Below are 15,607 nucleotides of genomic sequence, written 5' to 3' on the forward strand. Positions count from 1 at the left end.
GCCCCGCTATTCGGCGCCGATCGCGGTCAGGATGTCGGTGCGGGCGGCGGTGCGGGCCGGCCAGACCGCTGCGACGACGCCCACGACGACCCCCAGGGCGAGGAATCCGGCGACGCCGGCCCAGGGCACGACCAGGACCAGATTCGGCAACTTGCCGCGCAGCGTGCCCAGGATCCCCCAGGCCAGGAACGCCCCCACCAGCAGACCGAGCACCGCACCGAAGACCGAGATGACCGTCGACTCGACCCGGACCATCGTGCGCACCCGCGCGCGGTCCAGTCCGATCGCGCGCAACATGCCGATCTCCCGGCGGCGTTCGAACACCGACATGGCCAGGGTGTTGATCACGCCGAGCACCGCGATCAGCACCGCCATGGCCAGCAGCCCGTACATGATGTTGAGCAGCAGGTCGACCGTGCGGCTGAAGGACTTCCGGATGGCGGCGCGGTCCTCCACCCGCACGAGCGGGTTGTCGCCGATGGCGCGCTCGATGGCCCGCGTGGTCGCGGCGCTGCCGCCGTCCTCGATGCGCACCATGACCGAACGGATGTCGCGGTCGACGGTGTGCCGCTCCAGGAGCGCGACCGGCACCGTCACCTTGGTCAGCTGTTCGAGGTCGCCCTGGATGCCGCCGACCTTGACGCTGCCCCGGGCGCCGTCGGGGTAGCCGATCGGGATCACCGAGCCGACGCCCCACCCCCGCCGCTTCGCGGTGTCGGCGCTGATCAGGATCTCGCCGCGGCGCAGCGCGTCGGCGGCGGCGGTACGGCCGCCCTTGGAGGTGGCGAGGCCGTCGAAGTCGATCAGGTGCTCGATGCCCCTGGGGTCCACTCCGATCACCGCCGCCTCGTGGCCGTCCAGCAGCACCGAGTCCCGGATCAGCGGCGAGATCGCGGTGATCCCCGGCACGCGGGCGACGGCGGCCGGCACGCCCGCGTCGAGCGAGGCGCCGTTGACCGTGGCGATCCGGTAGTCCGCGGCGATCTCGGCGATCGCCCGTTCCTCGACGGCCTGCCGGATCGACGCGCCGAGCATGGTCAGGCCGGCGATCAAGGACAGCCCGATGGTCAGCGCGGACGCGGTGGCGGCGGTGCGTCGGGGATTGCGTACCGCGTTGCGCCGGGCCAGCCGACCGGCCACCCCGAACACACGATCCAGCAGCGGCGTGCCCACGGCGACGGCGGGCCGGGCCAGTGACGGGGTGAGCACGAGGACGCCGATCAACAGCAGGAACGCACCGAGCCCGACCGGGACCCGGCCGCTGTCGCCGGCCGCCGAACGGCCGTACACGATGAGCGCCGCACCGACCGCCGTCACCAGCGCCCCCAGCGCGCCGCGACCCCGCAGTCCGCCGCGGCCCGCCGGTCGCTCCACCGCGTTGAGCGCCGCGACCGGGGGGATCCGCGACGCCCGCCGAGCCGGCAACCACGCGGCGAGGAGGGTGACCGCGCCGCCCACGAGCAACGCGACCGCGATCGTACGGCCCTCCACGATCAGCGGGCCTGCGGGCAGGTGCGCGCCGAATCGCTCCAGCAGCGCCCGGAGCGCGCCGGCCATCGCGATGCCGGTGGCGAAGCCGAGCAGGGAGGCGATCACGGCGACGGCCGCGGCCTCGAACAGCACGATCCGGGTGACCTGTCCGCTGCGGGCTCCGACCGCGCGCAACAGGGCCAGTTCGCGGGTGCGTTGGGCGACCAGCATGGTGAAGGTGTTGGCGATGATGAAGGTCGCGACGAACAGCGCGATGCCGGCGAACGCGAGCAGCGCGATCGTCATCTGCCGGGTGCCGGCCTCGATCATGTCCACCTGCTCGCGGGCGAGCGTACGTCCCGAGGCGACCCGCAGATTGTCCGCGTCCGGCACCACCCGGCGGGCCGCGGCGCGCAACGTCGCCTCGCTCGTACCGGGGACCGGGACCAGGTCGATCTCGGCGTAGCGCCCCGGCTCGAGCAGCAGCCGCTGAGCGGTCGCGGTCTCGAACAGCACGAGCGAACCGCCCGACGACACGCGCGGGTCGTCGGTCGCGAACACCCCGGTCAGCCGGGCCGCGATCATCGGCCCGCCGAGCGCGACGCGCACGGTGTCGCCGACCCGGAAGCCGCCCTTGTCCGCGGTGCGCACGTCGAGCGCGATCTCGGCGGCGGCGGCCGGGCCGCGCCCGGACCGCATCGGAAAGCGGGGGTCGGTGCCGTCGCCGACCGGCACGAAGTTCGTGCCGATCGTCGTCCACCCCGACCCGAGCAGGTTGCCGTCCCGGTCCACCACTCCGGTGAACCCCTCCAGCACACCACGCGCCCGCGCGACGCCGGGCAGCGCGCGCAGCCGGGCGAGGGTGTCCTCGGTGAGTGTGGGTTCGGGCCGACCGTGCGCGCGCGAGCCGGCGCGGTCGACGTTGTCGTCCAGGACGGCGACGGACACGTCCGCGAAGCTCTTGGAGGCGGTGTTCTTGAACGCCCGCCCCAGGGTGTCCGACAGGACGAGCGTGCCCACGACGAACGCCACACCGAGCAACACCGCGACGGCGGTCATCGCCAATCTGGTCCGGTGTGCGACGACATTGCGCAGCGCGAAACGAAACACGGGCAACTCCAGGAGGGCCGGGCACGAACAGCGGAATCCCGCTCATCCTCACCCGCCCCCACCAGCACGGACGTCCCCCACCGGTAGCCCCTCGCACCCCCCGATCCATCCCCCTGGAGCCCGACCCGACCCCCACGAGACGGACCCCGCACCCCTCGACGCATCACCCCACGCGCCCGGGGCGCGAGCCTGCGGCGCCTGCGCATCGGGGCGCCCGTCTCGCGGCCGTCGCCTCGACGCGGCGCTCGCGGACCGGGTACGCGCAGCGCTGTTCACGCCGAGGCGCGAGGCGTGGGGTGGGGATGGGGGTGGCGTGGCGTGGGCCTCGCGTCAGGACGTCGGCGGGGTCGGCGTGTTCAGGCGGGTGCGGAGCCACGTGGTGATGTCGGCGTAGCGGGCCTCGGCGCCGTGGCGGGTGGGCTCGTAGTAGGTGCGGCCGTGGATGGCGTCGGGCGCGTATTGCTGAGCCGCCACGCCGTCGGGGTCGTCGTGCGGATAGATGTAGCCCTGCGCGTGGCCGAGTTTGGCGGCGCCCTTGTAGTGCCCGTCCCGCAGGTGCGGCGGGACGGGGCCGGCCAGTCCCTTCCGGACGTCGGCGAGTGCGGCGTCGATCGCGAGGTAGGCCGCGTTCGACTTGGGGGCGAGGGCGAGGTGGATGACCGCCTGGGACAGCGTGATCCGCGCCTCGGGAAAGCCGATCAGCGCAACCGCCTGCGCGGCGGCCACCGCGACCTGGATGGCGGTCGGATCGGCCATCCCGATGTCCTCGCTCGCCGAGATCATCAACCGCCGGGCGATGAAGCGCGGGTCCTCCCCCGCCTCGACCATCCGCGCGAGGTAGTGCAGCGCCGCGTCCACGTCCGAACCTCGGATCGACTTGATCAACGCGCTCGCCACGTCGTAGTGCTGATCCCCGTCCCGGTCGTACCGCACCGCCGCCCGGTCCACCGCGCTCTCCAGCGTGGCCAGGGTGATCGACTCCTCGCCCTTGTCGGCGGCCGACCCCGCACCCGCCTCCAGCGCGGTCAGGACACGCCGCGCGTCACCACCCGCGATCCGCAGCAGGTGCTCCTCGGCGTCGGAGTCGAGGGTGAGCGTCCCGGCCAGACCCCGTTCGTCGCCGAGCGCACGTTGCACCACCTCGCGCAGATCGTCGTCCGTCAACGACTCCAGGGTCAGCAGGAGCGACCGGGACAGCAGCGGGCTGATGATCGAAAAGTAGGGATTCTCGGTGGTCGCCGCGATCAGCGTCACCCAGCGGTTCTCCACGGCCGGCAACAGCGAATCCTGCTGGGCCTTGGAGAAGCGGTGGATCTCGTCGAGGAAGAGCACCGTGTCCCGCCCCTGGGACCCGGCGTGCCGACGCGCGTCCTCGATCACCGCGCGCACCTCCTTGACGCCCGCCGTGATCGCGGACAATTCCACGAACCGCTGACGGGTGACGTGGCTGACCACATAGGCGAGCGTGGTCTTGCCGGTACCGGGCGGGCCCCACAAGATCACCGAACTCGGCGCGGTGACCCGACTCTCCGACGCCACCAGCCGACGCAACGGCGACCCTTCACCCAGCAGGTGCCGCTGCCCGACCACCTCGTCCAGATCACGCGGCCGCATCCGCACGGCAAGCGGCGCAAGCGAGGGGTCCTTGGCCTGCCGCGCCTCGGCGGCGGCAGTAAAGAGATCGGCATCCACGCCCCGACCCTAACCCCCACCCCCGGCAACCCGCCGCGCAACGACACCGGGCCGGCAACAGACCCGAAGCAGCGGTCACGACGGTCACACCCCGGAGGGGACCGCGAGCGATCCAACGACTCGGGATCCCCGGCCGGAGAGGCACATTGCCCCCAGGCAGGCGCCAACAAGGGCGGATTGGAAAACGACCGGGTCGAGCCCACCGCCGAGGCTTCTCGAACGGGCCGGTACCTCCGGCACACGTTGCCCTTCAGCCGGCGGGTATGCCGGCCCGTCGTCGTGACCGGTCCGAGTCGGTGGTGGACCCCCGCCGGCGATCGGAGTTCCTAGGCGGAGGGCTCCCGGCGAGACGGGCGCGTTGCTCGGCGAAAAAGCGGCCAACAGCGGCGGTCCAGGGAGAGACTCGGGTCGAATCTGCCGGGCTTACGTCCCCGCGTGGGGCCGGGTGCCCTCGGCACCCGTTGCACCTTCGCCTGTGGGTGGCCGGTGCGGGGTCTGTCCGAGTCGATGATGGACCGCCGCCGGCGCTCGGGACTCCAAGACCCGAGGCTCCCGACGAGACGCGCACGTTGCTCGCCGAAAACCGGCCGACAACGGGGGGCGGGGAGGGCACTCGGGTCGAGTCCTCCGGGCAACCTTCCCGAGCAAACCGAGTGCTTTCAGCGCCCGTTGCCCTTCGCTGGCGGGTGGCAGGTCCGGGGTTGGTCCGAGTCGATGATGGGCCGCCGCCGGCGCTCGGGGCCCCAAGACCTCGGGCCCCGACGAGACGGCCGCATTGCTCGCCGAAAACCGGCTGGCAACGGGGGCAGGGTGGGTGATCGGGTCGAGTCCTCCGAGGAACCTCCCGAGTGGGTCGGGTGTTTTCGGCGGGCGGTGGCATGTGAGTGACGAAGGTTCACGAACCCGGATCGCGTGGGACGTCGGAACCTCGACGTGAGAGAAAACCGCAGGTCATCGCGGGCGACGGCTGTTTAAGATGCCTTTGGAATCCGGTTTCGGCTCTCACCGGGCACTTTCGGTCTCCTCGACGGCCTTCCCTGGGGCCGCAGCACCCGGAGCCGGCCCAATGGCGCGGTTTCGGTCTCCACTCCGGCGTTGAGGGGGTCGAAGCGCACGAAACCGGCACTCGGCGCCCGACTTTCCACCCCGATCCCACAAAACCGCAGGTCACCGAAACTCGAAGCCCATTACGGCCGATCGCGATCCGATTCCGACCCCAACTCCCCTCCAAACGCCCCCGAAGCGCCCCGACCCACCCAGCAAGGCTCCTCGGAGGACCCGCCCCGACCGCCCTCCCTGCCCCCCGCTGCCAGCCGGTTTTCGCCGACCAACACACCCGTCTCGTCGGGAACCCCGGGGCTCGAAGCCCCGAACGCCGGCGGCGGCCCACCACCGACTCGGACAAACCCCGCACCGGCCACCCGCAGCCAAAGACGCAACGCGCGCCGGGAACACCTGGCCCACTCGGAAAGTCTCCCCGGCGAACTCGACCCGAGCCCCCTCCCTGCCCCCCGCTGCCAGCCGGTTTTCGCCGACCAACACACCCGTCTCGTCGGGAACCCCGGGGCTCGAAGCCCCGAACGCCGGCGGCGGCCCACCACCGACTCGGACAAACCCCGCACCGGCCACCCGCAGCCAAAGACGCAACGCGCGCCGAGAGCACCCGGCCCGCTCGGGAACGCAGCCCGGCAGACTCGGCCCGAGTCTCCTCCCGGCTCGCCGCTGCCGGCAGCTTTTTCGCCGAGCAACGCCTCCGCGTCGCCGGGAGCCCGAACTCTCGGGGCCACGAACGCCGGCGGCGGCCCGCCATCGACTCGGACAGACCCCGGGCCGGCACACCCGTCGGCCGAAGGGCAACGCGGGCCGGGGGCACTCGCCCCACCCGGAAAGGCCCACCGGCAGACCCGACCCGAGCACCCTCCCGGCCTCCCGCTGCCGACCGATGCGCGCGTCTCGTCGAAAGCCCGGGTCTCGGAGCCCCGAACGCACCGAATCGGACAAACCGCGCACCGACCACCCGCCAGCGAAGGTGCAACGAACACCGAAAGCACCCGGCCCGCTCGGGAACGCAGCCCGGCAGACTCGGCCCGAGTCTCCTCCCGGCTCGCCGCTGCCGGCAGCTTTTTCGCCGAGCAACGCCTCCGCGTCGCCGGGAGCCCGAACTCTCGGGGCCACGAACGCCGGCGGCGGCCCGCCATCGACTCGGACAGACCCCGGGCCGGCACACCCGTCGGCCGAAGGGCAACGCGGGCCGGGGGCACTCGACCCACCCGGAAAGGCCCACCGGCAGACCCGACCCGAGCATCCTCCCGACCTCCCGCTGACGGCCGATTTTCGCCGACCAACGCGGCCGCCTCACCGGGAGCCCCGAATCCCCGGGCCCCGAACGCCGGCGGCGGCCCATCCCGTGTGCCGGACGGAGCCACACCAGCCACGCGCAACCCGAAGCGCAACGCCCGCCGAGAACGCCCGACCCAGCCGGGAGGCTCCCCGGCGAACTCGACACGAGCGCCCTCCTGCCCGCCGCTGCCGGCGGGGTTTCGCTGACCAACACCGCGCTCGGACCTTGAACGCCGGCCGCAGCCCACCACCGGCCCGGGCAACCCCCGGGCCGGGCCGGCCGGCCCGCAACCGTAGCCGACGCCGGCCCGACCCGGCCCGGTCCGCTGTTGGGGCCGGGGGGCCGTCCGTGGCTGCCTGGGTCAGTTCAGGACGCCGGCTGATTTGGCTGTTTGGAGCCATTCGGGGAATTCGTTCATCAGGTTGTCGTACAGGGTCGCGTCGGGCATGCGGCGGGGGTCGGCGCCTGCTTCGAAGAAGCCTGCGTTGTCGACCACGCGGAACTTCGGTGCGGGCAGGTCGTCGAGGCGGTGCAGGAAGCGGAATTCGTCTCGTCCGAAGCCGATGAACTGCCAGAAGATGGGCAGTTCGGCCGCCTTGCACAGGGTCTTCTCTGCGGCCTTGGCGTTGTTCGGCGCCCCGTCGGTCTGGAAGATCACGAAGGCCGGGTCGGTCGCGCCGCACGAGCGGTAGTGCGCGATCACCGCCTCCATCGCGGACACGTAGTCGGTGGTGCCCATGTGGCCGAGCTTCTTGTGCAGCGCGGCGATGCGGCCGCCGTAGTTGTCCAGCGAGATCTCCTCGGCCGCGTATGCCTTCGTGTCGAAGAAGATCACCGGAACCGTGCCGTCGTCGTCGAAGTGCGCGGCTGCGGCCAACACCCGGTCGGCGAGCGCCTGGACGCTGCCGTTCTTGTAGAACGGCGCCATGCTGCCCGAGCGGTCGAGCACCAGGTAGACCGCCGCCCGCACGCCGGCCAGCCTGTTCTTCTCCAGGCTGACCCCGGCCGCCTTGTAGAGGCTGACCAGACCGGGCGCGGAACGCTCGATCTTGTCGAGGCTGACCGCCGAGCCGCTGCCGCTGCGCACGGTGGCCGAGGGTGTCGCGCCGACCGTGGGCGGATCCGCCGGGGACGGTGCGGGCTTCGACTTCTTGCGACCGAACAGCGAGAAGGGCATGGCGAGGCTCCCAGCAGTCGAACGAGTCGGGTGGCCGCCCCCTCCCGGGGGCTTCCCGCGCCTACGCTCCCAGATGCCCCACCCCACGAACAGGGGCAGATCCCTCACGAATCGGCCATGTCGCACCCCGCCCGCCGGCGCCGAACCCGGTCGGCGGTCCACCCCGGCGGCACCACCACCACCTCGCCGACATCCCCGGCCCACATCACCTGCGGCCCGAACGCCTCGGCCAGCGCGACCACCGCCCGCTCCACCGCGCCCTCCCCCGGAGCCCGACAGGTCAGCCCGGACGCCGGCTCGTCGGCGCCGATCCGCTTGCGCTCACCCGCGACCGCCAGCGCGAGACCGCCCAGATGATCGCCGTCACCACCCCCGGGCCGCTCCGGAAGCGGATCGGCCACCTCGGCGCCGTCGACCCACAGACTGAACCAGCAGCGCGCCGACAACCCTTCGCCCCGCAACACCCCCAACACATCGCCGACTTGCGGATACGACGCGGCCCGCGCCTCCTCCAGGAGATCGGCCGGCACCGGCGTACCGAACGACTCGACGAACTCCAGGCCACCCTCGCCGTCGGTGAACCACCGCAGCGGATTGATATGCACGGTGTGGCTCATGCGACCTCCCGATTCGAGCCCCGACCTCGACCCGCTCCAGCATCCCGCCCGCCTCCGACATGCGAGCCGCCCCGAACCCCCGCCTCGGCCCCGGCACCTGTCCCGACGGCAACGGGCGCACCACCTCCGCCTGTTGCACCATCACCGGCCCCGCCGCTCGCCGCCCGCTCCAGCGCCGCCGCGCGCCGCCGCCGCGACGCGTAGAACCACTCCTGCCACTCCCGCGTGCCCTCGATCGCCTGCACGCGCGCCATCGCGTACAACCGCACCGGTGGCGAGCCGCGATATCGCATGTTGGCCATCGTCCCGTCGGGCTCGGTCAGGAAGCGACCGATGGCGCCCTGCGTCCAGCCGCGCCCCAGCACGGTCGACCGCGTCACGTACTCCGCCGGCGCCCGCCGCTTGGTCAAGTCCACCGCCATGTCGTCCTCCCCGAGGTAGTCCGAACCGATCCCCGCGACCGGCTCGACTTCCAAGGTAGGCACCGACGCCCGCGCTCGCTCCTCCCCTGTGCAGAAGCGTTTTTCCTACGCCCGCCCCCCGGACTTTCTTACGCCCACCCCCGGTTTTCCTACGCCCGCCCCCCGCCTCCACACGCTCCCGCCCCGTCCCGCCAGAACCCACCCGGCCCCAACGCCGAAGGGCGGCCGAGCCCTTGGCCCGACCGCCCCACGACATCCACCGACAGGCGGTTACGCCTTCCCGGCCTCCTCGGCCTTGGCCGCACCCTCACCCGGGCCCGACTTCGGCTTCGCGTCGATCCCCGCCTCCCGCCGCTGCTGCACCGTGATCGGCGACGGCGCCCCGGTCAACGGGTCCCCACCGGAAGCCGTCTTCGGGAACGCGATCACATCCCGAATCGACTCCGCCCCGCCCAACAACGCCACCAGCCGGTCCAACCCCAACGCGATCCCACCATGCGGCGGCGGCCCATACGCGAACGCGTCCAGCAGGAACCCGAACTGCGACTGCGCCTCCTCCTCCGACATCCCGATCGCCGCGAACGCGCGCTCCTGCACGTCCCGACGGTGGATACGGATCGAACCACCGCCGATCTCGGTGCCGTTGAGCACGATGTCGTACGCGTTCGACAGCGCCTCGCCCGGGTTCTTGTCGAACCCGTCCAGCCACTCCGCCGTCGGCGCCGTGAAGGGGTGGTGGATCGCGTGCCAACCCTGGTGGTTGCCGGCCGCGTCCTCGATCGGCTCGAACATCGGGAAGTCGACGACCCAGAGGAAGTTCCACTTCGACTCGTCGATCAGCGACCCGCGCCGGGCGATCTCCAACCGCGCCGCGCCGAGCAGTTCGAGCTGCGCCGTGCGCCGCCCGGCCGCGAAGAAGATGCAGTCTCCCCTGCTCGCGCCGGTCGCCTCGACCAGCCCGGCCAGGTGCTCCTCGGACAGGTTCTTGGCCACCGGGCCGCGCAGTTCGCCGGTCTCCGCGTCGACCAGCACATAGGCGAGCCCGCGCGCCCCGCGCGCCTTGGCCCAGTCCTGCCAGCCGTCCAACTCCTTGCGGGTCTGCGCGGCACCGCCCGGCATCACCACCGCACCGATGAACTCGGCCTGGAACACCCGGAAGGAGGTGCCCTCGAAGTAGGCCGTCAGGTCCACCAGTTCGCACCCGAAGCGGGTGTCCGGCTTGTCCGAGCCGTAGCGCGCCATCGCCTCGGCGTAGGGCAGCCGGGGCAGCGGCAGCGCGATCTCCACGCTGTGCACCTCGCGCCACACCCGCGCGATCAGCTTCTCGGTCAGCGCGAGGATGTCCTCGGCGTCGCAGAACGACATCTCGACGTCCAGCTGGGTGAACTCCGGCTGCCGGTCGGCCCGGAAGTCCTCGTCCCGGAAACAGCGCGCGATCTGGTAGTAGCGCTCCATCCCGGCCACCATCAACAGCTGCTTGAACAACTGCGGCGACTGCGGCAGCGCGTACCACGAACCCGGCTGCAACCGCACCGGCACCAGGAAGTCGCGGGCGCCCTCGGGGGTGGACCGGGTCAGGTACGGCGTCTCGATGTCGAGGAAGTCGTGGTCCTCCATCACCTCGCGGATCACCCGGGTGACCTTCGAGCGCAGCCGCAGGTTGCGCGCCATCGACGCGCGCCGCAGGTCGAGGTAGCGGTGCTTGAGCCGCACCTCCTCGTTGACCGTGCCCGGGGTGTACTCCTCGATCGGGAACGGCAGCGGCGCCGCCTCCGACAGGATCTCGAAGTCGTCCACGACGACCTCGACCGCCCCGGTGGGGATCTCGGTGTTCTCGTTGCCGTCGGGACGCACCCGCACGTCGCCGGTGACCCGTACGCAGAACTCGGAGCGCAGGTTGTGCACCGTCTCCAGGTCGCGGAAGACCACCTGCACGGTGCCCGAGGCGTCGCGCAGGTCCACGAACGCCACGCCGCCGTGATCGCGCCGCCGGGCCACCCAGCCGGCGAGCGTCACGGTGTGGCCGGCGTGCTCGGCGCGGAGCGTCCCGGCGTCATGGGTGCGGATCACTGAAGCTTCTCCTTCAAGACGGTGACGACCCGGTCGAGCGGAACCGGGGTCTGGTCCCCGTTCGACAGGTCCTTGATCTGGGCGACGCCCTCGGTGAGGTCACGATCGCCGACGACGATGGCGTAGCGGGCGCCGGATTGCGACGCGGCCTTCATGGCGCCCTTGAGCTTCTTCCCGCCGAACGCCATGTCGGCGGGGATGTCCTCGATCCGCAGCTGGGTGATCATGGCGAAGACCGCGCGGCGGGCCGCGTCGCCGATCGCCACGCCGTAGACGTCGCAGTCGGCGGGGGTCTCCACGGTCTGGCCCTCGGCCTCCATCGCGAGCATCGTGCGACCGATGCCCAGCGCCCAGCCCACCGAGGGCAGGTCGGGGCCGCCGAGGTCCTCGGACAGGCCGTCGTAGCGCCCGCCGCCGCCGATCGCCGACTGCGCGCCGAGGCCGTCGTGCACGAACTCGAACGTGGTGCGGTTGTAGTAGTCGAGGCCCCGGACCAGCCGGGGGGTGTCCTCGTACGCGATCTCCAACTCGTCGAGCATGCCGCGCACGAACGTGTGGTGTTCGGCGCAGGCCTCGCACAGGTGGTCGGTGATCAGCGGGGCGTCGGCGATCAGCGCCTGCACCTCGGGCCGCTTGTCGTCGAGCACGCGCAGCGGGTTGATCTCGATCCGCGCGTGCGTCTCCGCGTCCAGGTCGAGCGCGCGCAGGAACTCCTGCAGCTTGGCCCGGTAGACGGGGCGGCACTCGCGGCAGCCGAGCGAGTTGAGCAGCAGCCGGAAGTCGCGCAGGCCGAGCTTTTGGAAGCCCTCGGTGGCCAGCGCGATCATCTCGACGTCGACCAGCGGGTCGTCGCTGCCGATCGCCTCGGCGCCGACCTGGGTGAACTGCCGGGTACGGCCGGCCTGCGGGCGCTCGTAGCGGTAGTACGAGCCGAAGTACCACAACTTCACGGGCAGTCGGCCCGCGTACAGATTGTGCTGGAGCACCGAGCGCATCACCGCCGCGGTGCCCTCGGGGCGCAGCGTCAGCGAACGGCCGCCGCGGTCCTCGAAGGTGTACATCTCCTTGGTCACGATGTCGGTGGACTCGCCGACGCCGCGCAGGAAGAGGCCGGTCTCCTCGAAGGTGGGGGTCTCGATGTACTGGAAACCCGCGTCGCGCAGTTCCAGGCCGAACTGGATGCGGATCCGGTTGAACGTCTCCGAGTACGGCGGGAGCATGTCGAAGGTGCCCTTGGGGGCGTTGAAGGTACTCACGGTATGAAAATCCGTCACATTCCTCGGTGCGGTCCCGCGGGCGGCGTCAGCTCTTGCAGATACGGATTGCTCGCGCGCTCGCGGCCGATCGTCGTCTGGGGGCCGTGGCCGGACAGGACGACGGTCTCGTCCGGCAGGGGCAGACACACCCGGGACAACGAGCGCAACATCTGCGCGTGATCGCCGCCGGGCAGGTCGGTGCGTCCGATGGAGCCGGCGAACAGCAGGTCACCCGAATACAGGATGGGCGGGATGTCCGCGCTTCCCTGGGTGCCGAAGGCCACCGACCCCTGTGTATGGCCGGGCGCATGATGGACCGTCAGCTCGAGGCCCGCGAGTTCGAGCACGGCGCCGTCGGTGAGCAGGCGCACGTCCTCGGGTTCGGTGAAGGTCAGCCCGCCGAACAACTGCTGTCCCACGCCCAGCGACAGGCCCTTGGCCGGGTCGGAGAGCAGATCGCGGTCGTCGGGGTGGATCCACGCGGGCACCTTGTGCTCGGCGCACACCGGCACCACCGAGAACATGTGATCGATGTGCCCGTGGGTCAACACCACCGCCACCGGGCGCAGCCCGTGCTCGCGGACGATGTCCTGTACGCCGTCGAACGCGTCCTGCCCGGGGTCGACGATCACGCACTCCTCGCCGGCGCCCGGAGCGACCACGTAACAGTTGGTCTGGAAGGACCCTGCGGGGAACCCGGCGACGATCACGTTCGTCCTCTCGGTCTCGGGGTCTTCCGGCGACGGGGGCAAGCACGGAAGTATGCGGCGGACGTGGGAATCGGATACGAGACTACCGGCGCGCGGGGGCGGATCGCGAACCGGTTCCGGGGGTGCGTGCCTAGACTGTGCGCGAGCTGCGGCCGGTTCCGCACGTGTGGGATCACCGCAGGTCGGGAGCGGTACACGGATCCCGTCACGGTGCCGGAAGCCGTCGTCCGGCGCAGGCTCGGTCGCACGTCCGTCCGGGTCGAGTCCCATCCACATCGAGTCCGTTCGAACCATTCGAATCCAGGAGAGCACGCGGTGGTCACCAAACAGCAGCGCCAGCGACAGCTCGCGCGCGAGAAGTTCGAGCGCCAGCAGGAGCGACGCGGGACCGCGCACGCACGTCGGCGCCGACGCAATCAGATCGTCGCCGCGGTCGCGGCGGTGGTCGTGGTGGCGGGTGGCGGGGCGTGGCTCGCGGTGGCGACGAGTGACGACGACAAGGACGACAAGAAGACGAACGCGGCGGACACCCCGCCGAGCACGCAGCCCTCCGCGCCGCAGACGCCGCCGCCCGCCGCCAAGCCGAAGACGTGTGCGGCGCCGGCGCCGGGTGATCCGACGAAGGAGCAGTTCCCCGCGGAGCCCGCGATGTCGATCGACACCGCCGGCGCGTACACGATGACGCTCAAGACCACCTGCGGCGAGGTCAAGGTCGCCCTGGACGCGGCCAAGGCACCGCACACGGTGAACTCGTTCGCGTTCCTGGCGGGCAAGAAGTTCTTCGACCACACCAAGTGCCACCGGCTGACCACGGGCGGCCTGGCGGTGCTCCAGTGCGGCGACCCGACCGGCACCGGCACGGGTGGTCCGGGGTACAAGTTCGTCGACGAGAACCTGGGCACCGCCGGCGCGGACGGCACCGCGGCCTACCCCGCGGGCACGGTGGCGATGGCGAACTCCGGTCCCGGCACCAACGGCAGCCAGTTCTTCCTGGTCACCGGGGACAGCAAACTGCCGCCGAACTACACCCCGTTCGGCAAGGTCACGGGCGGGATGGACGTCCTGCAGAAGATCGCCGCCGCGGGCACCGAGGACGGCAGCAGCGACGGCGCGCCGCACGAGAACGTGGTCCTCGACAGCGTGACCGTGGCCAAGTAGCAACCGACCGCACGCGTGTTCCACCGCGACTCCCCGGGCACGGCCCGGCCCGCGCCCGGGGGGTCCTGTGTAGAGTGCGCCGCATTCAGCATCGAAGGAGGCCGCTGTGAGCAGCGACCCGTGGGGCCGCGTGGACGAGCAGGGAAACGTCTTTGTCAAGACGGCGGACGGTGAACGCTCCGTCGGTTCGTGGCAGGCGGGTTCCCCGGACGAGGCCCTGGCCTACTTCCGGCGCAAGTACGAGGGACTCGCCGTCGAGGTGGAGTTGCTCGCGCGGCGGGTACGGACCACCGACCTCGCGCCCAAGGACGCCCACCACGCGATCGAGCGCCTGCGCGCGAGCATCGTCGACGCGAACGCGGTCGGCGATCTGGAATCGCTGGTCAAGCGCCTGGACGCGCTGGTGACCGTGGTGGATTCCAAGCGTGAGGAGCGCAAGGCCACCCGCGCGAAGGCGCAGGAGGAGGCGCAGGGCGCCAAGGAGCGGATCGTCGCCGAGGCCGAGCAACTGGGCCAGAGCACGGACTGGCGACCGGCCGGCGAGCGGCTGCGCGCGCTGGTGGACGCCTGGAAGGCCGTGCCGCGCCTGGACCGCAAGGCCGACGACGAACTGTGGCACCGATTCTCCCAGGCCCGGTCCAACTTCGCCAAGCGCCGCAAGGCGCACTTCGCGGAGCTGGACGGACAGCGCGACAGCGCCAAGCGGGTCAAGGAGAAGCTGGTCGAGGCGGCCGAGGCGCTGTCCACGTCCACCGAGTGGACCGACACCGCGGCGCGGTACCGCGACCTGATGAACGACTGGAAGGCCGCCGGCCGGGCCCAGCGCGACGTCGAGGAAGAGCTGTGGCAGCGCTTCCGGGCCGCGCAGGACGTCTTCTTCGCGGCGCGCAGCGAGGTGTTCGCCGAGCGCGACTCCGAGCAGCGGGAGAACCAGGCCGCGAAGGAGGTGCTGCTCGTCGAGGCCGAGGCGATCCTCCCGGTGACGGACGTCAAGGCGGCCCGGGCGGCGCTGCGCTCGATCAACGACCGCTGGGAGGCCATCGGCCACGTCCCGCGTGACGCCCGGCCGAGGATGGAGGCCCGGCTCCAGACGGTCGAGCGGGCGATCCGCGAGGCCGAGGAGGAGTTGTGGAAGCGTACGAACCCGGAGGCCCGGGCTCGCGCGCAGGCGGCGGTGGATCAGATCCAGGCGTCGATCGACAAGCTCACCCAGCAGGCGGAGAAGGCCCGCGCGGCGGGCAACGAGCGCAAGCTGCGCGAGGCCGAGGAGTCGATCGCGGCCCGTGCGGAGTGGCTGGCCGAGGCGAACAAGGCGCTGGAGGAGTTCTCCGGCTGAGCACGCTCGGCGGGGCGCGCGGATTCGGCAGGCCGCGCACATCGTGGGGTCGAGCAGGCGGAGCGACTCGCACGGACCGAGCGGGCCCCGCGATTCGAGTGGCACGGGCACTGCCCGAGGCGGTCGGCCACACGAACGGCGGCGGCTCCGAAAACGGTGACGCGCCTCGCTCGTGCGACCTGCGGCCGATCGTGCGCGCGGACCGTTTGCGCAGGCCCAGCCACCGCAGAACGCGGTAACGCATACCC

General features: G+C 71.7%; 10 protein-coding genes. 2 read left to right on the forward strand and 8 right to left on the reverse strand.

Annotated features, from left to right (window positions below):
* Positions 1–6 precede the first annotated feature (6 nt).
* The 8 genes from B4N89_RS03655 to B4N89_RS03690 form a co-directional block, all read right to left on the reverse strand.
* Positions 7–2,580 carry an ABC transporter permease gene (locus B4N89_RS03655; protein WP_078974425.1) on the reverse strand — a complete coding sequence of 858 codons (2,574 nt, stop codon included), beginning with the start codon at positions 2,578–2,580 and terminating at the stop codon, positions 7–9.
* A gap of 330 nt (positions 2,581–2,910) precedes the next feature.
* Entirely contained in the window at positions 2,911–4,272 is a 1,362-nt protein-coding gene (locus B4N89_RS03660; RefSeq protein WP_078974426.1) for a replication-associated recombination protein A, read from the reverse strand.
* 2,702 nt (positions 4,273–6,974) lie between these two features.
* Positions 6,975–7,790: a vWA domain-containing protein gene (locus B4N89_RS03665; RefSeq protein ID WP_078974427.1), complete on the reverse strand. Its 816-nt coding sequence runs from the start codon at positions 7,788–7,790 to the stop codon at positions 6,975–6,977.
* Between the two features lie 104 nt (positions 7,791–7,894).
* On the reverse strand, positions 7,895–8,407 hold the full coding sequence (locus B4N89_RS03670) for a hypothetical protein (protein WP_078974428.1): 513 nt from the start codon (positions 8,405–8,407) through the stop codon (positions 7,895–7,897).
* The gene (locus tag B4N89_RS03675; protein WP_143657818.1) at positions 8,404–8,892 is read right to left on the reverse strand and encodes a hypothetical protein; all 489 of its coding nucleotides are present in this window, start codon (positions 8,890–8,892) and stop codon (positions 8,404–8,406) included. The genes B4N89_RS03670 and B4N89_RS03675 overlap by 4 nt, the downstream gene beginning before the upstream one ends.
* Positions 8,893–9,099: 207 nt before the next feature.
* Positions 9,100–10,899: an aspartate--tRNA ligase gene (gene aspS / locus B4N89_RS03680; RefSeq protein WP_078974430.1), complete on the reverse strand. Its 1,800-nt coding sequence runs from the start codon at positions 10,897–10,899 to the stop codon at positions 9,100–9,102.
* On the reverse strand, positions 10,896–12,155 hold the full coding sequence (gene hisS, locus B4N89_RS03685) for a histidine--tRNA ligase (protein WP_078974431.1): 1,260 nt from the start codon (positions 12,153–12,155) through the stop codon (positions 10,896–10,898). Before hisS ends, aspS begins: the two co-directional genes overlap by 4 nt.
* Before the next feature lie 14 nt (positions 12,156–12,169).
* Positions 12,170–12,865, reverse strand: coding sequence for an MBL fold metallo-hydrolase (locus B4N89_RS03690; RefSeq protein ID WP_078979091.1), 696 nt, complete (start codon positions 12,863–12,865; stop codon positions 12,170–12,172).
* Positions 12,866–13,180: 315 nt separating this feature from the next.
* Here B4N89_RS03690 and B4N89_RS03695 point away from each other — a divergent pair, with 315 nt between their 5' ends.
* Positions 13,181–14,023: a peptidylprolyl isomerase gene (locus B4N89_RS03695; RefSeq protein ID WP_078974432.1), complete on the forward strand. Its 843-nt coding sequence runs from the start codon at positions 13,181–13,183 to the stop codon at positions 14,021–14,023.
* Positions 14,024–14,129: 106 nt separating this feature from the next.
* The gene (locus tag B4N89_RS03700) at positions 14,130–15,359 is read left to right on the forward strand and encodes a DUF349 domain-containing protein (RefSeq protein ID WP_078974433.1); all 1,230 of its coding nucleotides are present in this window, start codon (positions 14,130–14,132) and stop codon (positions 15,357–15,359) included.
* Positions 15,360–15,607 lie beyond the last annotated feature (248 nt).

The organism is Embleya scabrispora (genome assembly GCF_002024165.1).
Classification (GTDB): Bacteria; Actinomycetota; Actinomycetes; order Streptomycetales; family Streptomycetaceae; genus Embleya; species Embleya scabrispora_A.